Source organism: Streptomyces sp. NBC_01092 (assembly GCF_045039535.1).
Taxonomy (GTDB): domain Bacteria; phylum Actinomycetota; class Actinomycetes; order Streptomycetales; family Streptomycetaceae; genus Streptomyces.
In genome coordinates this window covers 3,476,717-3,497,010 of record NZ_CP108659.1, presented here as the reverse complement: position 1 = coordinate 3,497,010, position 20,294 = coordinate 3,476,717, and the positions used below count along the sequence as shown (strand labels likewise).

Annotated in this window: 18 protein-coding genes and 1 pseudogene; 10 read left to right on the top strand and 9 right to left on the bottom strand. The window is 69.6% G+C overall.

Going from position 1 to position 20,294, the window contains the following annotated elements:
- Positions 1-37 precede the first annotated feature (37 nt).
- The 3 genes from OG254_RS15660 to OG254_RS15650 all read right to left on the bottom strand — a co-directional run bounded on the left by OG254_RS15660 (position 38) and on the right by OG254_RS15650 (position 2,873).
- Entirely contained in the window at positions 38-628 is a 591-nt protein-coding gene (locus tag OG254_RS15660; protein ID WP_405582056.1) for an XRE family transcriptional regulator, read from the bottom strand.
- 395 nt (positions 629-1,023) lie between these two features.
- Positions 1,024-2,259 (bottom strand): DUF6545 domain-containing protein, encoded by a 1,236-nt coding sequence (locus OG254_RS15655; protein WP_405582053.1) that lies wholly within the window; start codon positions 2,257-2,259, stop codon positions 1,024-1,026.
- Positions 2,256-2,873, bottom strand: coding sequence for a toxin-antitoxin system, toxin component family protein (locus tag OG254_RS15650; protein ID WP_405582050.1), 618 nt, complete (start codon positions 2,871-2,873; stop codon positions 2,256-2,258). Before OG254_RS15650 ends, OG254_RS15655 begins: the two co-directional genes overlap by 4 nt.
- A 269-nt stretch (positions 2,874-3,142) precedes the next feature.
- On the opposite strand from OG254_RS15650, the gene OG254_RS15645 reads away from it, so the two are divergent.
- From OG254_RS15645 to OG254_RS15625, 5 genes are all read left to right on the top strand, one after another.
- Positions 3,143-4,498: an extracellular solute-binding protein gene (locus tag OG254_RS15645; protein ID WP_405582047.1), complete on the top strand. Its 1,356-nt coding sequence runs from the start codon at positions 3,143-3,145 to the stop codon at positions 4,496-4,498.
- Positions 4,495-5,433, top strand: a complete 939-nt coding sequence (locus tag OG254_RS15640) for a carbohydrate ABC transporter permease (protein ID WP_405582044.1) — start codon at positions 4,495-4,497, stop codon at positions 5,431-5,433. The genes OG254_RS15645 and OG254_RS15640 overlap by 4 nt, the downstream gene beginning before the upstream one ends.
- The gene (locus OG254_RS15635; protein ID WP_405582041.1) at positions 5,430-6,263 is read left to right on the top strand and encodes a carbohydrate ABC transporter permease; all 834 of its coding nucleotides are present in this window, start codon (positions 5,430-5,432) and stop codon (positions 6,261-6,263) included. The genes OG254_RS15640 and OG254_RS15635 overlap by 4 nt, the downstream gene beginning before the upstream one ends.
- Positions 6,264-6,365: 102 nt before the next feature.
- Positions 6,366-7,892, top strand: coding sequence for an alpha-N-arabinofuranosidase (locus OG254_RS15630; RefSeq protein ID WP_405582038.1), 1,527 nt, complete (start codon positions 6,366-6,368; stop codon positions 7,890-7,892).
- Between the two features lie 70 nt (positions 7,893-7,962).
- The gene (locus OG254_RS15625) at positions 7,963-8,847 is read left to right on the top strand and encodes a sulfite exporter TauE/SafE family protein (RefSeq protein WP_405582035.1); all 885 of its coding nucleotides are present in this window, start codon (positions 7,963-7,965) and stop codon (positions 8,845-8,847) included.
- A gap of 13 nt (positions 8,848-8,860) precedes the next feature.
- Here OG254_RS15625 and OG254_RS15620 read toward each other — a convergent pair.
- A pseudogene (locus OG254_RS15620) lies at positions 8,861-9,145 on the bottom strand (protocatechuate dioxygenase); the annotation flags it as partial.
- 270 nt (positions 9,146-9,415) lie between these two features.
- On the opposite strand from OG254_RS15620, the gene OG254_RS15615 reads away from it, so the two are divergent.
- Positions 9,416-10,075 carry a DUF4360 domain-containing protein gene (locus OG254_RS15615; RefSeq protein WP_405582032.1) on the top strand — a complete coding sequence of 220 codons (660 nt, stop codon included), beginning with the start codon at positions 9,416-9,418 and terminating at the stop codon, positions 10,073-10,075.
- Positions 10,076-10,147: 72 nt separating this feature from the next.
- Here the strand turns inward: OG254_RS15615 and OG254_RS15610 are convergent, their stop codons facing one another.
- The gene (locus OG254_RS15610; RefSeq protein WP_405582029.1) at positions 10,148-10,930 is read right to left on the bottom strand and encodes an intradiol ring-cleavage dioxygenase; all 783 of its coding nucleotides are present in this window, start codon (positions 10,928-10,930) and stop codon (positions 10,148-10,150) included.
- 138 nt (positions 10,931-11,068) lie between these two features.
- Between OG254_RS15610 and OG254_RS15605 the strand changes: the two genes are divergently transcribed.
- On the top strand, positions 11,069-11,407 hold the full coding sequence (locus OG254_RS15605; RefSeq protein WP_405582027.1) for a trypco2 family protein: 339 nt from the start codon (positions 11,069-11,071) through the stop codon (positions 11,405-11,407).
- The gene (locus OG254_RS15600; protein WP_405582025.1) at positions 11,404-14,604 is read left to right on the top strand and encodes an NACHT domain-containing protein; all 3,201 of its coding nucleotides are present in this window, start codon (positions 11,404-11,406) and stop codon (positions 14,602-14,604) included. The genes OG254_RS15605 and OG254_RS15600 overlap by 4 nt, the downstream gene beginning before the upstream one ends.
- Here the strand turns inward: OG254_RS15600 and OG254_RS15595 are convergent.
- Together OG254_RS15595 and OG254_RS15590 are read right to left on the bottom strand one after the other, a co-directional pair.
- On the bottom strand, positions 14,586-14,831 hold the full coding sequence (locus tag OG254_RS15595) for a DUF397 domain-containing protein (protein ID WP_405582022.1): 246 nt from the start codon (positions 14,829-14,831) through the stop codon (positions 14,586-14,588). The genes OG254_RS15600 and OG254_RS15595 overlap by 19 nt on opposite strands.
- Positions 14,828-15,667: a helix-turn-helix domain-containing protein gene (locus tag OG254_RS15590; RefSeq protein WP_405582020.1), complete on the bottom strand. Its 840-nt coding sequence runs from the start codon at positions 15,665-15,667 to the stop codon at positions 14,828-14,830. Before OG254_RS15590 ends, OG254_RS15595 begins: the two co-directional genes overlap by 4 nt.
- 130 nt (positions 15,668-15,797) lie before the next feature.
- Between OG254_RS15590 and OG254_RS15585 the strand changes: the two genes are divergently transcribed.
- Together OG254_RS15585 and OG254_RS15580 are read left to right on the top strand one after the other, a co-directional pair.
- Positions 15,798-16,232: an ATP-binding protein gene (locus OG254_RS15585; protein ID WP_405582017.1), complete on the top strand. Its 435-nt coding sequence runs from the start codon at positions 15,798-15,800 to the stop codon at positions 16,230-16,232.
- A gap of 114 nt (positions 16,233-16,346) precedes the next feature.
- Entirely contained in the window at positions 16,347-17,315 is a 969-nt protein-coding gene (locus OG254_RS15580) for an arabinan endo-1,5-alpha-L-arabinosidase (protein WP_405582015.1), read from the top strand.
- A gap of 19 nt (positions 17,316-17,334) precedes the next feature.
- On the opposite strand, the gene OG254_RS15575 is transcribed toward OG254_RS15580, so the two are convergent.
- Positions 17,335-18,939, bottom strand: coding sequence for a pyridoxal phosphate-dependent aminotransferase (locus OG254_RS15575; protein WP_405582012.1), 1,605 nt, complete (start codon positions 18,937-18,939; stop codon positions 17,335-17,337).
- A 182-nt stretch (positions 18,940-19,121) separates the two neighbouring features.
- The gene (locus OG254_RS15570) at positions 19,122-20,267 is read right to left on the bottom strand and encodes an aldose epimerase family protein (protein ID WP_405582009.1); all 1,146 of its coding nucleotides are present in this window, start codon (positions 20,265-20,267) and stop codon (positions 19,122-19,124) included.
- Positions 20,268-20,294: the final 27 nt, after the last annotated feature.

Here is a 20,294-nt window from a genome sequence, read left to right as displayed (position 1 = left end):
GGCCGAAACCGAGCCTGTGCACGGCCAACGCGGGTCCTCAGAGGTCGTCGTCCTCCGCGGAGTTCGGCTCCGTGATCATCTCGGCCCATTCCGCCAGCGCCCGCAGCTTGCGCGGCGACATGTGCGGCGCGCGCCTGGCCAGCCGGTAGAACCCGGGGGTGCGCAGCGGGGCCAGCGGATCGGCCTTCGCCTCCAGCTCTCCCAGCACCGGCTGGAGCGCGGTGTGCAGCGCCTCCGCCTCGTCCGCCGTGAAGAAGCCGGCGGGCAGGTCGAAGTGGCGGCGGATCCGGTCGGCGTGCTCCAGACTGGGCAGTCCGCTGCGGCGCCACTCGCTCAGCCACTGTCTGCTGGTCCCGGCGATTTTGGCCAGTTCGTCGAGCGAGTAGCGCTTGCCGTCGGGGCGGCGCCGGGTCTCGCGCAGGAAGTCCAGCCGCTGCCGGACGCGCTCGTCCAGGCTCGTCTCCGGCACGCTGCGCCCCGCCAGCAGGGCGGCGACGGTGTCCGCGGGGATGCCGGTCGCGTACGACAGCTCCGCCACGTCCAGTACTTCGGCCAGCCGGTCCGGCCGTCCGGTCAGTTCCTCCAGGCGCTCGCGCAGTTCGGCGAGGGAAGCGTGGGCGTCTCTCACCGAGGTCTCCCTGTTCTCCCTGGGCGCGTTCGCCGGATCCGTGGCTGGGGCTGACGGGAGCGTATCGGGTCGCCCCGGTCGCGGCCAGCGGCGTACGGCAGGAATAGCTGCTCTCTTTCGCAGCAATGGTTGACAGTGAAGGTGACCGCGAGCAATGATCGCGTCACTGAAAGACGCATTCCGCTTGCGCGACGTGCGCCTTTCACGAGGTGCGACTTCCGGCTGCGCACCCGCCTCTTGACGTGGCCGGATGAGGCCGAGGCCGCCTCGACGGGGGACGCGAGCACGCTCGCCGTCTGCGAGGCAGCCTCGGGCTGTCACGGGGGTCCGGGCGCTGCCTTGGGGGAGCAGCGCCCGGGGCGCCCGCCCCGTTCTCAACCCCCGCTCGCCGCCGCTCAGTTGGGGACGCGCACGCCGTCCGGCCGGGCCTGTACGCGCGCCCGCTCCCGCACCGCCCGGATGTCCTCGGCGGCGCGCAGGGCCCGGGACATGGCACCGATGTCCCGCAGCAGTTCCGTGGTGTCGGTCCCGCCCGTGCCGTCGCCCTCGCGGGCCGTGCTCCTGGCGTCGACGGCGTCCAGGATCGCCACCGCGGCGGCCAGCGCCTTCGCCCGCTGCGCCGGCAGGCCGAGCGCGACGGCGGCGTCGTAGGACCGTCTGCGCTGCTCCTCGTCCACGAACCGGGCCAGTGGCAGCAGCACATCGCGGATGAACGTCTCCCGGCGGATCAGCCGCAGCTCCGGGGTGGCGCGCAGGGCGAAGGGGATGCCGCCGCCGTTGACGGACCGCATCAGCTGGTACAGCGGCCGCAGTTCGTGGTGGGCGAGCCGGATGCGCCAGCGGTCGTGCAGATACTGGCCGGCGTGCGGAAGGATGAAGCCCACCGCGACCAGGATGGCGGACAGACAGGCGATGGGCGGCGCCACCGCCGTGCTCAGCCAGTCCAGGTTCCGGCCGGCCCAACGGGTCACCACGGCGGTGATCTTGGCGGCGTCGAAGACGAGTTGCAGGGTGTAGCCCACGCCGAGGAACTTCAGGCCCCAGCGCAGCCAGGCGTCGAGTCCGTCGGTGCGGATCCAGTTCCAGATCAGCCAGTTGGTGATCAGGGCGGCCGTGGTGTGCGCGAGCAGATACAGCACGATCATCTCGCGCACGTACGGGGTGGTGGCGTAGTACGTGTCCAGGTCCCGCAGCCGCTCCACCGGCACGTCCGCCAGGGCGAACAGCACCCACATCGCCACGATCACACCGGAGTAGACGGCGACCACCCCGCGCATGGCGCGGCGGGTGCGGGGGGAGCGGTCGGACAGGCCGCTGCGCCAGGTGATGATCAGCAGCAGACAGCACGCGCAGAACGCGGTGAGCAGGGAGTACACCCAGGGCCCGGAGAAGTTCACGATCCCCGTCAGCCGGTTGACGCGGGCGATCGTCGACGGCGCCACGAACACGAACACCGAGCAGGCGAGCAGCAGCAGCCCGCCGACGGCGCGCAGCAGCGGGTCGTTCCACAGCCGGATGATGCTGGGCAGCTTGATGCCCAGGGCGGCGGCGAGGATCCCGGCGGGGATCCACCAGAAGTTCGGATAGAACTCGTTGACGAACTCGACGGGCGTCAGCGCGAGCGTCGTCACGGCGTCGCACCCCCCTTCCGTCCCCGGTAGCCGAGGGAGCGCTGTACGGGGTCGAGGGGCAGGTCCGCACCGCCCTCGCCCGACAGCAGCGGCCGGAACGCGGCCGCCAGCCGGTGCCCGAAGTCGTCGGCCTCGGCCTCGTCCCGCTCCCGGGAGCCGTTGCGCGCGGCCACCGTGAGGGCCGTGTCCCGCCAGCCCGGCGTGCCGGCGAGCGCGTGCGCGGCGGCGGTGCCGGCGCTGTGATGGTCGCGGTGCCCGGCGTGCAGATGCCACAACTCATGGCCGAGGACCACCAGTCGCTGCACCGCCTCGGCCCGCTCCTCGACGATGACCAGGTCGAAGTCCTGGAACTCCACCCACAGCCCGGTCACTTCGATCTCGTCCGGGAACCGCTCGAACCGCAGCTCCACGGGCCGCCCGCCGCGCCGGGTGCTCATCTCCGCGCACAGCGCGCGGCACAACGCATCGACGTCGGCCGGGGGGTGGGGTCTGGCACGCACGGCCGCGCTGAGATCGGAAGCCAGGTCCCGCATCCCGGTGGCGGCGGGAGAGCGCCGGGACCGTAACGCCGAAGCGACCCGGGCCGCCTTCCTGCGCGCGCCCGCGATGTCCATCGCACCCCCTGTCCCCCCGCCGCTCGGCGGGCCGTTCGAGCGTAGCGCTCCGCGGGTCGGGCCGGGATGGGTTGTTGGTCGTCCGCGGTTTGCGGGGGCTGGTCGCGCCCACGCGGCGGAGCCGCAAATCGATACAGCCCCGCGCCCCTTTGGGGCGCCGGATCGCCCGGAATTCATGCACGAGCCATTGACTGGAAAGCGCTTCCATCTTACGGTCCCGTTCGAAGTTACGGGCGCAATTCGATATCTCGAACCAGTAAGGGCAGGCAATGGGACGACCTGACCTGAATCGCAGGCAACTTCTGGCCACCGCGGGCGGATTGGCGGTGGCCGGCAGCTTCGGCTTCGCCGCACTGGGTACGGGCGCCGACGCGCTCGCCTCCAGCGCGGACACCAGGGTGCGCTACTGGAACCTGTTCAGCGGCGGCGACGGCTCCAACATGATCGCGATGCTGGACGCCTTCCGAGCCGCGCACCCCGGCATCGACGTGAAGGACTCCACCCTCCAGTGGGGCAACCCCTTCTACACCAAGCTCGCCATGGCCGCCGCCGGCAACCGCGCACCCGACCTCGGCGTCATGCACATGGGCCGGGTCACCGGCTTCTCACCCGGCCGTCTCCTGGACGCCTGGGACGTCGACCTGCTCGCCGAGTACGGCGTACGGGAAGGGGACTTCAACCCCGCCCTGTGGCAGCGCGGCGTCATCGACGGCAAGCTCTACGCCCTCCCGCTCGACATCCACGTCCAGCTCTGCTTCTACCGCAAGGACGTCCTGGGGAAGGCGGGCCTGCTCGGCGCCGACGGCCGGATCGTGCCGGTCACCTCGACCGACGACTGGTTCGGCCTGCTGAAGGAGGCCAGGAAGGCCACCAGGAAGGGCCTGCAGACCATCGGAATGTGGGTCAACGACCAGAACTTCCAATGGTGGTTCTTCGTCGCCTTCTACACCCAGCTCGGCGGCACCTGGTTCGACGCGGACAACACCGAGGTCACCTTCGACACCGACAAGGCCACCCGGGTCCTGGAGTTCCTGCGCCGGCACGTCACCGACGGGTACGCCGACCCGGGCCTGGGCTCCGTCGGCGCCGAACAGTTCATCAACGGCGCCCCCTTCGCCTGGGAGGGCAACTGGTCGGTGCCGGTCTACTCGGGCGCGAAGCTCGACTACGGTGCCATCCCCCTGCCGCCCGTCTTCGGCGAGCAGGCCACCCACGCCGAGTCGCACGCCTTCGTCCTGCCCCACCAGTCCGACCGGGGCGGCGCCGCCGACGACGGGGCCCACCGGCTCGCCGCGTACATCGTCACGCACGCCCGGCAGTGGGCGGCCGGCGGCCATATCCCCGCCTACACACCCACCCTGTCCACCGCCTCGTACCAGAAGCTTCAACCGCAGAACGAGTACGCCTCGGCCATGGACCACCAGGCCACCGAGCCGAAGGTGTGGTTCGCGGGCTCCACCGGCATCCTCGCCCAGCGCGTCGGCCCGATCGTCGTCTCCTCGACGCTGGGCTCCGCGAAGCCCGATGTCGTCGCACGCCGGATGAGGAGCGAGCTCAGCACGCTGCTCGCCATGAAGAACCCCATGGACGGCAAGACCGCCGCGCAGGGAGGTACGGCCGTATGACGACCGCCGAGACCGTCTTCGCACCGACCCGCGTCACGACCGCCGCCGACAGCGCCACCCTCCGCCGCAAACAGGGCTTCCAGCACGGCGGCTGGTTCGTCGCGCCCTTCCTCGCCCTCTTCGCGCTCTTCGTGATCTGGCCCCTGCTGCGCGGCATCCACCTCAGCTTCACGGACGCCAACATCACCGGCGACGGCGCGAGCTTCATCGGCCTCGACAACTACCGCGAGGCCCTGGGGGACCCGCTGATGTGGGACGCGCTCGGCCACAGCGCGTACTTCACGCTGCTGGTCGTCCCCTGCATCACGGTCCTCGCCTTCCTCCTCGCCATGCTCGCCCACCACATCGAGCGCGGAAAGTGGCTGTGGCGCCTGTGCTTCTTCGCGCCCTTCCTCCTCCCCTCGACCGTCGCCGGCAACCTGTGGCAGTGGCTGTTCAACCCCGGCACGGGCATGATCAACCATGTCTTCGGCATCGAGACCCCGTGGCTGACCGACAAGTCGTACGCCATGCTCGCCATCGTCATCACCACCCTGTGGTGGACGGTCGGCTTCAGCTTCCTGCTCTACCTCGCCGCGCTCCAGTCCATCCCCGGCCACCTCTACGAGGCCGCCAAGCTCGACGGCGCGAACGCCTGGCACCGCATGGTCCACATCACCCTGCCGATGCTGCGCAACATCACCGGCCTGGTCATCGCGCTTCAGATCCTCGCCTCGCTCCAGGTGTTCGACCAGGCGGTGGTGATGCTGGACTTCGGCCCCGGACCGGAGAACTCCACCCGCACCTTCGTGCAGTACACCCTCGAAGAGGGCTTCACCAGCTACCGCGTGGGCTACGCCTCCGCGATCTCCATCATCTTCTTCGTGATCATCGCGGCCGTCGCCCTCGCGAGGATGTGGCTGCTGCGCAACCGTGAGGAGAGCGCCGCCCGATGACGACCAAGGCGTGGACACCCAGCCAGATCCTGCTCACCTTCCTCGGCGCGGCCGTCTCGATCGTCTTCCTCGCCCCGTTCGCCTGGGGCCTGTTCACCTCGCTCAAGTCGGAGACCGAGGCCGTCGAGGTGCCCCCGCACCTGCTGCCGAAGGACTGGACGGGCCAGGCCTGGACGGCCCTGTTCGAGTCCGGCAACATCACCGACTGGTTCGTGAACTCCCTGGTCGTCTCGGTCTGCGTGACGTCGGTGGTGCTGCTCGTGAGCGCACTCGCCGGATACGGTTTCGCCCGCACGGAGTTCCGCGGCAAGTCCGTCCTCATGGGCGTGGTGATGGCGGGCCTGATGATCTCCCCGGCGGTCCTCGGCGTCCCGCTGTTCACCACGGTCCAGCAGATGGGGATGGTCGACACGTACTGGGGCATGATCCTTCCCCAGTGCGCCCCGGCCGCGATGGTCTACATCCTCTACAAGTTCTTCCAGGGCGTCCCGCGCGAGCTGGAGGAGGCCGCGTTCATCGACGGCGCGGGCCGCTGGCGGGTCTTCTTCACCATCGTCGTCCCCCTCGCCCGCCCCTCCCTGGCGGCGGTCGGCATCTTCACCTTCATCGCCTCCTGGAACAACTTCCTCTGGCCGTACATGGTGACCAACAACCCCGACCTGATGACCATGCCGAACGGCATCGCAACGGTCATGAACTCCTACGGCATCCAGTGGGCCCAGCTCATGGCCGGCGGCCTGATGGCAGGGCTTCCGCTGATCGTCGTGTTCGTGTTCTTCCAGCGGCAGATCGTGGCGGGGGTCGCCCACACGGGCCTGGCGGGCCAATAGGCGGCAGGCCGAACGCCCCAAGGGGCGCGGGGAACTGCGCGACAAGCCCCCACACACCCGCACTCGCCAACGAAACAGAAGAACCCACCCCGAAAGGCGTCCATGCACACCGCCCGCCTCACCCTCGACCCCGCCTTCACCATCGGCGAAGTCAACCCCCGCCTCTTCGGCAGCTTCGTCGAACACCTCGGCCGCTGCGTCTACACCGGCATCTTCGAACCGGACCACCCCACCGCCGACGACAAGGGCCTGCGCCAGGACGTCCTCGCCCTCGTCCGCGAACTCGGCGTCACAGCCGTCCGCTACCCCGGCGGCAACTTCGTGTCGGGCTACAAGTGGGAGGACTCCGTCGGCCCCGCCGAGGACCGCCCCCGCCGCCTCGACCTCGCCTGGCACTCGACGGAGTCCAACCGCTTCGGCCTCTCCGAGTACATCGACTTCCTCCGCAAGATCGGCCCCCGGGCCGAGCCCATGATGGCCCTCAACCTCGGCACCCGCGGCGTCGCCGAGGCCCTCGAACTCCAGGAGTACGCCAACCACCCCGAGGGCACCGCCCTGTCCGACCTGCGTGTCTCCCACGGCGACAAGGACCCCTTCGCCATCAGGCTGTGGTGCCTCGGCAACGAGATGGACGGCCCCTGGCAGACCGGCCACAAGACGGCCGAGGAGTACGGCCGCGTCGCCGCCGAGACCGCACGCGCCATGCGCCAGCTCGACCCCGGCGTCGAACTCGTCGCCTGCGGCTCCTCCAGCCAGTCCATGCCGACCTTCGCCGAGTGGGAGGCGACGGTCCTGGGGGAGACGTACGACCTCGTCGACTACATCTCTCTCCACGCCTACTACTGGCCCGAGAACGGCGACATCGACTCCTTCCTCGCCTCCGCCGTCGACATGGAGTCCTTCATCGAGAACGTCGTCGCGACCGCCGACCACGTGGGCGCCCGGCTGAAGTCGAAGAAGAAGATCAACCTCTCCTTCGACGAGTGGAACGTCTGGTACCTGCCCGAGTGGGAGGCGCGCGCGAAGACGTTCGAGCAGCACGACTGGCCTGAGGCCCCGCGCCTGCTGGAGGACAACTACAGCGTCACCGACGCCGTCGTTTTCGGCTCGCTCCTCATCGGCCTGCTGCGGCACGCCGACCGCGTCACCGTCGCCTGCCTCGCCCAGCTCGTGAACGTCATCGCCCCGATCATGACCGAGCCGGGCGGCCCGGCCTGGCGGCAGACGACGTTCTTCCCCTTCGCGCAGGCCGCAGAACACGGCCGTGGCCAGGTCCTCGACGTCCGGGTCGACTCACCTACGTACGAGACGAAGAAGTACGGCGAGACCGACCTGCTGCACGCCACCGCCGTACGCGCCGACGACGGCACGGTCACCGTCTTCGCGGTCAACCGCAGCCGCACCGAGGCGCTGCCGCTCGACGTCGCCCTGAACGGCCTCGACCTGACGCGGGTCATCGAGCACAGCGCCCTCGCGGACGCCGACCCGGACGCCCGCAACACCCTCGACGACCCCGAGCGCGTCGCCCCGCACCGGGTCGAGGGCACGGCGCTGGAGGACGGCCGCCTCACCGCCGTACTGGAACCGCTGTCGTGGAACGTGATCAGGCTGGGCCGGCCGACGGGCTGAGCGGGCCGGATGAGAAATCCTCACGGGGTCCCAAGGCTGCGCTCAGCTTGGGACCCTACTGTCGGCCCCCATGCGCACGCTGATCCTGCTCGCCCTCGCGGGCCTCGGTGCCCAGCTCGTGGACGGCAGCCTCGGCATGGCCTACGGGGTGACGTCGACCACGCTGCTGCTGGCCCTGGGCACCAGTCCCGCCGCCGCCTCGGCCACCGTCCATCTCGCCGAGATCGGTACGACCCTGATGTCGGGGGCGGCGCACTGGCGCTTCGGCAACGTCGACTGGAAGGTGGTCGCGAGGATCGGCGTCCCGGGCGCGGTGGGCGCGTTCCTCGGGGCGACGGTGCTGTCCCGGCTGTCGACGGAGGTCGCGAAGCCGGCGATGTCCCTGATCCTGCTCGGGCTGGGCGTGTACGTCCTGGTCCGCTTCACCTTCCGGGGGCTGCCGAAGGACCGGCTGGGCAAGCCGCTCAGGCTCCGGTTCCTGGCCCCGCTGGGGCTGGTCGCCGGCTTCCTCGACGCCACCGGGGGAGGCGGCTGGGGGCCGGTCGGCACTCCGGCGCTGCTGGCCGGGGGCCGTATGGAACCCCGCAAGGTGATCGGCTCCATCGACACCAGTGAGTTCCTGGTCGCGGTCGCCGCAAGCCTCGGCTTCCTGTTCTCCCTCGGCTCCCAGGGCATCGACGCCGTCTGGGTCGCCGCGTTTCTGCTGGGCGGCCTGGTGGCCGCGCCGCTGGCCGCCTGGCTGGTGCGCCTGCTGCCGCCACGGGTGCTGGGATCGGCGGTCGGCGGAGTGATCGTCGTGACCAACGCCCGCACCCTGCTCCCGAACGACGCGCTCTACGCCGCCCTCTTCGTGCTCTGGGCCGCCGCCCTCGCCCACTCGATCCGCGCCCATCTGAAGGAGAGGAAGGCGGACGTGGCCGAGTCCGTAGGGGAGCGGCAGCCCGTCGGCACCTGACCGAGCCCTGCCAGGCGGTGCTGACGCCCACTGTCAAGGTCGCCTTGTAGCCGTCCGACACGCTTTCGCCGAGTGCCGTGAGGGTCAGCAGGCCGGAGGACGCGCCTGCGTCGTCGTAGATGCTGTCGTCCGCCAGTTGGGTCTCCTTGGTGGTGTTCGCCGAATACGGCGAGGTCGCCTGGATCTCGGTGATGATGTCCGGGTCGAAGAACAGCTGCCCGGTGTGAATGCTGTCGCCGCCTGTGTACGAGTCGTCGGTGAGCGTCACGTCCGTGTGCACCCGCACATGGATGTGCACGAGGGCGTCTTCGAGGGCGTACTGACCTCGGTGACCTCGGTGTTCAGGATGTGCGGCTGTGAACGGCCTGGGGCTCCACTGCCCAACTGCGTTGTAAATGGCTGGAGTTCACCCTGGCTGGCGCTCACACGGCTACCTACGCTGCGAACGCCTTCGGCCTTCACAGAAAAGTCACTGCTTCTTCAAAGGTTCAACGGTTCAACGAAGATGCGGCGAGGCTGAAATGTGGGGCTGGGGGCGCAGCCACCCCCCATCCCCAAGGAGAGATCCATGAGACGTGGACTCCTGCGGTTCCTGCTGAGCGGCGGCGCACTGGCCGCTCTGCTGACCGCCGCGTTGCCCGCACAGGCGGCCCCCGCGTTCGAAGACCCGCCGCCGGACAAGATCGTCATCAAGGTCGCCACGGTGAACGGCTCCGGCTGCCCCCAGGGCACCACCGCCGTCGCCGTCTCGGAGGACAACACCGCCTTCACCGTGACCTACAGCGACTACCTCGCCCAGGTCGGCGGCAACTCCGACCCCACGGCGTTCCGTAAGAACTGCCAGCTCAACCTGGTCGTGCACGTCCCCGGCGGCTTCACCTACGCCATCGCCAGCGCCGACTACCGCGGCTTCGCGTCCCTCCAGCCCGGCGCGAGCGCCACGCAGAGAGCCTCGTACTACTTCCAGGGCTCGCCGAACACGCAGTTCCGCAACCACAACTTCAGCGGTCCCCTCGCCGACAACTGGCAGGCCACCGACGAGACCGACTGGGCCCAGCTGGTCTGGGCGCCCTGTGGAAAGCAGCGCAACTTCAACATCAACACCGAGCTCCGGGTGAACGCCGGCACGTCCTCTCCGAGCAAGGTCAGCTTCATGACCATGGACTCGACGGACGGTGACATCAGCACGGTGTACCACCTGGCGTGGAAGGAGTGTCCGCGCCAGTAGCGGCACCGGTACGCAGCCGAGCCGCGCCCGCTGGTGGCAGCCGGGCGCGGCTCGGTGTCGGTGCGGGTCGGGTCAGTTCGCCACTCCCAGGGTCAGCGTCCCCGCGTATCCGGCGGAGGTCGAACTGCCCAGCGCGGTCAGGGTCAGCAGCCCGGACGCGGCGCCCCCGTCGTCGTAGATGCCGTCCTGGGCGAGGGTGGTGCGGGGGACGGTGTTGGCGGCGTAGACGGCGAGTGCGGCGACCTTTGTCGTGGTCGTCTCGTCGAAGAAGAGCTGGCCGGTGTGGAGTTCCTGCCCGCCGGTGAACGAGCCGTCGTCGGTGAGCGTGACGTCGGTGTGCACCTTGACGTGGATGTGGACGCACCGGCCGCGGTACCAGCCGGGGTACACGGTCGTGATGCGCGCGACGCCGGTTGACCCGGTGAGCACGCCGCCGCGCAGGAAGGTGCCGTTGTCGGGCTCGTCGTGTCCGTTGTTGCCGACGAAGCCGGAGTACTCGCCGAGGGCGTCGCAGTGCCAGATCTCCACCAGGGCGCTGCTCAGGGGTGCGCAGGTGCTGTCGTCGACGACGGTGAGGGTGAGCTCCAGCGGGATGCCGGTCTTGTCCTCGCTGATGTCGGCCCGGACGAGCTGTCCGTCGAGGTAGTAGGGGCCTTCGGTCATCTCCTTGGTGAGGGTGCAGACGGCCGCTGCGGCGACGGGGGCCGGTGCGGCGGTGGGGGCTTCGGGCGCGGCGGCGCCGACGGCCAGGGTCGCGGCGGTGGCGCCGGTGGCGATCAGTACGGTGCGGCGTCCGATCGCGGTGGGGGGTGCCTTCGAAGTGTCTGTCGAGATGCCTGTCGAGGTGTCTGTCATGAGCACGGCACCGTAGAAAGTCATCCTGTTGGCGGGCTGTCAGTTGGGCAAAGTGATGGGACGTCAAGTCCGTTGCTGGACAGCTCTGTTCAGGCAACCTACGGCGGAGTGGTACCGCGACTCTCTAGCGTTGGGCACATGACCGACAATCGGATCGAACTGGCCGACGCCGTGCAGGCGGTACGGGATGAACTGATCACCGCGGCGGCTCGTTCGGCCGGCCAGGACGTGACCTTCGAAGTGGGCGACATCGAGCTGGAGTTCAGCGTCGAGCTGCGCAAGGAGATCGCGGGCGGGGTCAAGGTGAAGGCCTGGGTCGTGGAGGGCGGAGCCGATGCCGGCGGCGGTACCACTCGGACGCATCGAGTGGCCCTCACGCTCAGGGCGGTGGACTCCAGGACCGGGCAGCCGTGGAAGGTGCGCAACGAGAGCCGGGGGAGCGTCGGGCGGTTCGGCGACGGTGACGACGCGCGGTGATCGGGGAGCAGGCCCTGGAGCGGGCCGTTGTGGTGTGGGGGCGCGGGCAGGGGAGCGGGGTGTTGCTCGACGAGCGGACGGTGCTCACGGCAGGGCATGTGGTCGAGGGGTGCGAGACCGTCGAGGTGGTCCACCCTTCGTCGGGGAAGCCGGTGCCCTGTCGGATCGGCTGGGCGAACCAGAGACTCGACGTCGCCTGCCTGATCTCTCTCGTGGATGTGATCAGCGCCGAGTGCGCCGCGCCCATGGGCCCTCTCCGGCTCGGCAAGCTCGGCACCGACGCTCCGCTCCCGCACTGCCAGATCGTCGGCTTCCCCGAGATCCAGCGCTACGGGGAGCACGGCGAGGACCTGGAGTACGACCAGTACCGCGTGACTGTGCTGCCCATGGCCGGACGGAACAAGGGCGCTGTCACCTGCGAACTGGACCAGCCGGCCGCCGATGAGCGCCGGCACCGGACCTCACCGCTCGGCGGACTGTCCGGCGCCCCGGTCTTCGCCGGCCCGGTGCTGCTCGGTGTGGTGACGCAGGTTCCTCAGGGCCGTCACCACCTCAGGATCGAGGCGGCGCCGATGTCGGGCATCATCCGGGAAGGAGCCATGGGGTTCCTCCAGACTCGGCTCCAGATGATCACCGAGGTCAACCCCCGGGACGAGCTCTTCGAGAGCCGGTATGCGCAGGACCTGAGCGCGCAGTACCGCAAGACGGAGATCTTCGGCATCGAGGAACTCGGCCGGAGCGAATCCCGCTGGGACCTCGACACCGCCTATCTGAGCCTGCGAGCCGAGGCCGCCGCCTACCCGTCGTCAATCCCCGGCCGGGGACGGCACGGCCCGGCGTGGGACAGTGCCCAGCGCATCGAGACCCTGCTGACCGACCGGCCCCTCGCCCTGCTGCGCGGCGAGGCGGGCGCCGGCAAGACGACCCTCGTCTGGTGGCTCGCGGCCCATGCCGCGAACGGCACGCTCAACGACGATCTCGCCGAACTGAACGGCCTGGTCCCGTTCGTCATCCCGCTGCGTGAGGTGCACGCGCGCGGTGGACGCTTCCCCACGGTGTCGGAACTCCTGGCCGCCGGGCGGGTCAGCACGGACGGCCAGCCCGACGGCTGGGCCCGCCGGGTACTGGAAGCACGGCGCGGACTGCTCCTGGTGGACGGCCTGGACGAGGTCCCGGCGGAGGAGCGGGAGGAGGCCCGGCGGTGGCTGTGCGCCCTCCTGGACCGGTATCCCGGCACCCGGTGCCTGGCGACCGTGCGCCCCAACGCGGTCGAGGAGCGGTGGCTCAGAGGCGACGGCTTCGCCGAGCTGACCCTCCTGCCCATGCGCGACGACGACATCCGCGCCTTCGTGCACGCCTGGCACAACGCGGCCCGTCTCGAATGCCGCGAGGAACACGAGCTCCTCACCACCCTGGAACAGGATCTGGCGCACCACCTGGAGCGCAACCCCGCGCTGCGCGACCTCGCCCGTACCCCATTGCTGTGCGCCGTGATCTGCGCGCTGCACCGCCGTCGCAGGGGGCTGCTGCCCACCACCCGCTGGCAGCTCTACCGGGCCGCGCTCGCCATGCTCCTCGGGGGCCGCGACGCGGGCCGGGGCGTACTCAACGCCGATCACGTCCGACTGGACTCCGACGAGCAGCACACCCTGCTCCAGCGGCTGGCCATGTGGCTGGTCCGCATGGGGCTGCAGCAACTGACGCACGCGCAGGCCGTCCGTCAACTGGCCCTTGCCATGCGGGACATGCCCCAGACCCAGGAACACGGCTGGTCGCCGGAGAAGATCCTGCGCTTCCTGCTCGACCGCAGCGGGCTGCTCCAGGAACGGACGGACGACGCGATCCAGTTCATCCACCGCACCTTCCAGGACTTCCTGGCGGCCAAGGAGTTCCACGAGAGCGGCTACCTGGAGGAACTCCCGCAGCACGCCCTCAGCGAGTACTGGCAGGACCTGATCGTGCTGGCCGCCGGGCACGCGGCACGTCCGGCCGCCGGCCATCTCATCACCGACCTGCTCGGCCGCGGGGACGCCGCCGAGCACCGCGCCGCGCAGTACCGCCTCTACGCCCTGGCCGCACGGTGCGCGCTCAACGTCCAGTCGCTGAACTCCGGCCTGATGGAGATGGTGAAGGACCGGGTCGGTTCCCTCATGCCGCCCCGGGACCGTGAAGAGGCCGAGGACCTCGCGGGTCTGGGCGACTGGGTCGTGGGACTGCTGCCCGACGCGGAGCAACTGCGCGACCAGGTGGCCCTGAACACCGTACGGCTCCTCAGCCGCGTACGCAGCGCGAAGGCCCGGCAGAAGCTGAGGCAGTGCGCTGCGCATCCGGAACCGGACATCCGCGGCGAGGTCGCCAGGGCCTGGGACCTCCACCCGCTCGAGGATTACGTCGACGAGGTCCTGGACGGGGCCCATCTGCCCGACCTGCTGGTCGACAAGCCCGCGAAGTTCCAACGACTGTCTCGCCTGGGGTCCGTCGCCAAGCTCACCGTGCGCGGCTCGTACGTGGCGGAGGAACTGGACGCCCAACTCCCCGCCCAGCGCCTCGAATCTCTGTCGATCTGGGACAACGAGGCGATCGAAAGCGTCGGCTTCCTGCGCGGCCGACCGGATCTGAGCGTCCTCGAACTACAGGACTGCCCAGCCCTGGGGGACCTCTCCGCGCTACGGGACCTCGGCCTGACGGCACTCCGGCTGACCGGAATCACCCAGGGAGACATCGCCCCGCATCCGGGCGTGCGCCACCTGGAGGTGGGCATCGAGAGTCTCGGCCGGCTCGGAGCGCTGGAGGCATGGCCGAATCTTCGGGCGCTGACGGTCGAGGGGTACTGCCGGAACCCGCTCTGGATCCTCCGCTCCGCGCGCAGCGCGCCCCGGCTCACCCGGATCGCGCTGGGGATCGACTCACTCCGCGAACTTCAGCCGGTGGAGGCGCTGCCCCGGGTCGAGCGGCTGATGCTCACCGGGTTGTGGGACTACCGGGACACCGGGGAGCTGAGCCGCGTCTTCCCCGGCCTGAGAAGGCTGGCCCTGGGCCTGAGAACGACGGCGCCGGCCACGCTCGACCTGCGGGACCTGCACGGTAGGCCTGACCTGCGGGTCGAGTTGTGGAGTTCAGGACCGAGCGAGCCCGACCTCGTGGGAGCGGAGGCCTTCGGTGACCGGCTGCGGTTCCATCAACTCCCGCAGGCGTAGGCGAGGAAGTCGCTCCAGGTGGCGGGGGAGAGGGCGAGTTGCGGACCCTCCGTGTCCTTCGAGTCGCGCACGTGGATGGTGGCGGGGCAGGCGGCGACCTCGACGCAGTCGCCGTCGCCGCCGCTGCTGTAGCTGGACTTGTGCCAGGCGAGCGCTACTTCGACGCAGTCATCGCCGGAACCGCCGCTGTAGCTGCTCTTGAACCAGGCCAGTTCGCCGGTGCTCATAGGTCTCCTCGCATCCGCTGCAACAGGCTCATGGAGTCTTTGAGAGTGAGAGCCTGTGAGCGCATCCTGGCATACCGCATCTGGAGCATGCTGACCACCTTTGAGTCAGCGATGAACTGGCCGCTTTCCTGCCCCTCGCAGTAAGCGAACCACTTGTTCTCCGGCGTCTCCAGCAGGCGCATTGGGCCGTCCAGTCCTGCATGGGTCTCCTGCTCCGTCGGCATGATCTGGAGTTCCACATTCCGCAGTTGAGCGATCTCCAGCACCTGGTCGATGAGCCCCCGCGTGACTTCCACCCCGCCCGTGTGCCGCCGGAACAGGTGCTCCTCCAGGATGAAAGCGAACGCCGTGTTCGGCCGTTCCCGCAGCAGCCGCTGCCGTTCCGCCCGCGCTACCCACTGCGCCTCGATCTGCTCGTCGCTCTGCGGCGGCAGCTGGTTCGTGAACAGAGTCCGCGCGTACGCCTCCGTCTGCAACAGCCCCGGAATCAATCGGCATTCGTACGTGTACAGCGTGATCGCCGTCGACTCCAACTGCGCCCACCGCCGAAACCACGCCGCCAACCCCGGCTGTCGAGCCAGATGCCGCGCCGCCTTCGTCAAGGCACCCGTATTCCCCAGCACCGGCTCCGACCGCTCCGGGAACGTCGGATCCGGCATCCGCCTCCCCAACTCCACCGAAGCCACACTGTGTTTGGACAGTCCAACCAGATCCCCGAACTCCTCCCGGCTCAACCCCGCATGCTCCCGCAGGGCCTGTACAACCGCCCCGAACGTCCGCAGACTGTCCGACGACTCCGGCTCGCCACACGTTCCCGCACCCGCACCATCGACCACCGTTGGTCACCTCCCGCACACATGGTCACGGTCGGTCACGAGTACTGTCCAGTCCGTAACCGCGTACGCTCCGGCACCGTACGCACCACTCACCTGGTGAACTGCCCCACGAGGCCGCCAAATTGAGCGCATGTCAGCACCGCTCACCCAACGCCTCAGTGCCACCCCCCGCGGCGCCCGCCTCGCCCGGCACTTCACCCTGAACCAGCTCCAGGCATGGGGCATCCCGTACGGCAGCGACGTCTCCGAGGCCGTCGCGGTGATCGTCGCCGAGCTCGCCGCCAACGCCGTCATCCATGGCCGCGTATCCGGACGGGACTTCGAGCTGCGGCTGTCCCTGCCCGCGGGCAGTGTCCGCATCGAGGTCAGTGACACCCTCACTGAACAGCGTCCTCCGAAACCGGGCGACGTAAGGCATCCGGAGCCGCTCGACGAACACGGCCGCGGACTCGTTCTCGTCGAGGCCCTGGCCTCCCGCTGGGAGGTGCTGGACAGGGAGCCGCCCGGCAAGACGGTCCGCGCGGAGGTGGACCTGCCGGGGTGGCTGTCGCTTGGCGGCAGGTGAGGCTGCGCGAACCATTGACGCGCAAGGGGTTCGATTCTACGGTCCCGTTCGAACTTGCGAGCAGCGTCCGAGATATCGGACACATGAATACCCCCACCCGCAAGGAGGACCCGCATGAGCCGCAAGCCCACGACCCTCCTCGCCCTCCCCGCAGCCGCCCTACTCGCCCTCATCCCATCAGCGGCGTCGGCCTACCCCAACCCCGGCCGGGTCACCGGATCCGTCGTCACCCACGACCCGTCGATGATCCGCACCTCCTCCGGCCAGTACCTGCTCTACGCCACCGGCGGCGGCATCGCCGGCAAGACGTCGTCCGACCGCACGGCCTTCAGCGCGGGCGCCGACGCGTTCGGTAGCCGCCCCGGCTGGTGGGCGGCCTACTCCTCCGTGCCGGAGGCCTGGGCGCCGGACATCTCGTACCACGGCGGCAAGTACCTGATGTACTACTCCGTCTCGAAGTTCGGCTCGAACACCTCCGCCATCGGCCTGGCGGGCTCCACGACCGGACAGCCGGGCAGCTGGACCGACTACGGCACCGTCTACACGTCCGGCTCCTCCAGCGACTACAACGCCATCGACCCGAACCTCTTCGTGGACGACGACGGCAAGTGGTGGCTGTCCTTCGGCAGTTGGTGGACCGGGATCAAGATGATCCGGATCGACCCCGCCACCGGGAAGCAGCTCTCCTCCCACACCACCCGCTACTCGCTCGCCTCCCGCCCGACCGGCACCAAGGCCGTCGAGGCGCCCTTCATCGTCAAACGGGGCGGCTACTACTACCTCTTCGCGTCCTACGACACCTGCTGCGCCGGCACGAGCAGCACGTACAAGGTGAAGGTCGGCCGCGCCACCGGCGTCACGGGCCCGTACCTCGACAAGAGCGGTATCCCGATGATGAGCAACGGCGGGAGCCCGGTCCTCGAATCGCACGGCAGCGTCATCGGCCCCGGCGGGCAGTCGATCACGAACGACGTCGACGGCGACCTGATCGTCTACCACTACTACGACGGCAACGACAGCGGCACCCCCAAGCTCGGCATCAACCTCCTGAGCTGGAGCACCGGATGGCCCGTCGCCTACTGACCTTCAGGGGCGCGGGGAACTACCCGACCTGCCCCATCCCCGCCGCATTCGGCCAACTCTGGCTGTTCGGCCACCCGGTCGCCGGTGCGGGGGTCAGCCCCGGCCCCGTAGTCCCCCGGACCTGCGCCGCCGTAAGTCCACCCCGAGCCGGCACCCCCGGCGGGGTGGGACCGGGCATCGCAGGAGCCGCGGCCGCAGCCGGCGCAACCGGCGACGGGAACTGCATCGGCGCAGGTGCCACAGGCGCCGGCGCGGGCATCGGGGCGGGCATCGGTGCGGGCATGGGCGCGGGAGTCGGCGCCGCGGCCGCCGGGGCGACCGGAACCGGCGCCGGCATCGGCATGCCGCCCCCCTGCGGCTGAGGCGCCGCAGGCATCGGCGCCGCCATCGCCTGCGCGGCGAGCCCCGGCATGCCGGCCCCGTTCGTGGAGCTGACCAACCGGTCCACGGCCGCCGTACCCGAGCTGTAGTTGGTCCCTGTACCCAGCTCGGGCACGGCGGCTCCCCTCCTGGACCCGTAGAGCACTTGCTCCAGGCCGGACACCAGGCGACGCACGTCCACCTGGGGGCGCACCACGAGTCGCAGGAAGCGACTGGACGAACCGATCTTGTTGCCGCACTCGCGGACCAGGATCCGGTGCTCGGTGAGCAGCCGGTCGCGGACCACGGTGCCCTCGGCGCCCACGGGGAGGCGCACGAAGAGGAAGTTGCCTTGGGACGGGTAGACCGTCAGGCCGGGCAGCTGGGCCAGATGGCTGGCCATGTCGAGGCGGTCCCGGCGCACCTGGTGGAGGCTCTGTGCGTACTCGGCGCCGTGGTTCTTGAGCATGAACACCACGTGCTCGGCGAAGGCGTTGAGGTTCCACTTCGGCAGCATGGAGCGGACCCTGCCCGCGAGGGCCGGGTTGGCGACGAGGTAGCCGAAGCGGATGCCGTGCAGGCCGAAGTTCTTGCCGAGGGAGCGCAGGACGATGACGTTCGGGCGGATCATCGCCTCCTGGACGACCGACGGCTCCTGCTCGGCGTCGGCGAACTCCAGGAACGACTCGTCGACGATGACGAGGTCCAGGTCGGCCATGGCGTCCATGAACTGCACGAGCGCGTGCTTGTGGAGGTAGCCGCCGTCGGGGTTGTTCGGGTTGCAGATCACGGCCACCCGGGTCCCCCTGGCCCGGATGAACTCGGCGTACTGCGCGAGGTCCAGGGCGAAGCCGCTGGACTCCTGGAGCGGGAACATGTCGACGCGCTTGCCGGTCTCCATGGGCTGGTCGGTCCAGCGGCCGAACGTGGGGACGGGGATGGCGAGGGACTCACGGACCATCAGGTGGTCGATCCAGGTGATCAGCTCGGTGGAGCCGTTGCCCATCGCCACGCACTGCGGCGGGAGTTGGAGCAGACTGCACAGCTCGGCCGTGATCGTGTCCGCGCTGCTTGGGTAGTACGTGATGATGTCCCGCAGCCGGGCCCCCATGTCCTGGAACATCTCCGGGGTGGGGAAGTACGGGTTGCAGGGAATGCAGAAGTCGACCGGACCGGCCCCGTCGCCGCCCTCACGCGTCAGCGCCGCCATCGACGGGCTGTGTGCCGCGGTGCTGCGGAACAGCGAGGTGACGTTGTCGGCCATGGAACCTCCGTAGGGGGCGGGCCCGGTGGGGACGACCGGGCCCGTCGTCTTGGGTGGCCCGCGCGGGGGAGCACGGGCCGCCCTTACATACGGAGACTGGGGTGGCGCTGTTCAACCACTGAGAAATCGGTAAGAACTTGTGTGCCACCTGTGAAGATCAGTCAGAGGCGACGTCTCGGACGTCAGCGGCTGAACGAGTGGACCGTCGTCGAACGGTACGTTTGCCCAGGTCGCAGCACTGTCGAGGGGAACGACGGCTTGTTCGGCGAGTCCGGGAAGTGCTGCGTCTCCAGGCACAGCGCGTCGCCCTGCCGGTAGGTGCGCCCGGACGGGCCGACCAGGGTGCCGTCGAGGAAGTTGCCGGAGTAGAACTGCAGGCCGGGCTCGGTGCTCGCCATCCGCAGGGTGCGGCCGGAGGACGGGTCCTTCAGGGTGGCGATCCACTCGGGGCGCGGCGAGATGCCCTTGTCGAGCACCCAGTTGTGGTCGATGCCCTTGCCGTACAGGAGCTGCTGGTGGGCCTCGCGCAGGTCCTCGCCGATGGCCTTGGCGCGGCGGAAGTCGAACGGGGTGCCCGCGACGGGGGCCAGCTCACCGGTGGGGATGAGGCCCGAGTCGACGGGGGTGTAGCGGGAGGCGTCGATCTTCAGCTGGTGGTTCTCGATCGTGCCGCTGCCCTCGCCGGCGAGGTTCCAGTAGACGTGGCTGGTGAGGTTGACGACGGTGGCCTTGTCGGTGGTGGCCTCGTAGTCGATGCGCCAGTCGCCGTGCCGGGTGAGGGTGTACGTCACCTTCACCTTGAGCGTGCCCGGGTAGCCCATCTCGCCGTCGACGGACGTGTAGTACAGGTGCAGGCCGACGTCCGAGCCCTTGGTGAACGGCTCGACGTCCCACACCCGCTTGTCGAAGCCCTTGGCGCCGCCGTGCAGGCTGTTCACGCCGTCGTTGACGTTGACCTGGTAGGCCTTGCCGTCGAGGGTGAACTGCCCCTTGCCGATCCGGTTGCCGTAGCGGCCGATCAGCGCGCCGAAGTACGGGCTCTTGGCGACGTAGTCCTCGATGTTGTCGAAGCCCAGGGAGACGTTGGCGCAGTGGCCGCGGCGGTCCGGGATCTCCAGGGACTGCACGATGCCGCCGTACGAGAGGACCTTCATCCGCGTGCCGCCGTTGGCCAGCGACCAGCTGTAGACCTTCGTGCCGTCGGCGAGTTTGCCGAACAGCGACTTCACCGGCGTCCCGCCTCCCGTGGCGTGTGCGCTGCCGATGGTCGCGGCGGTGATCCCCGCCGCCGCGGCGCCGGCTATGACCGTACGTCTGCTCATGTCCATGTGCGGCTCCTGCTCAGGAAGTGGAAG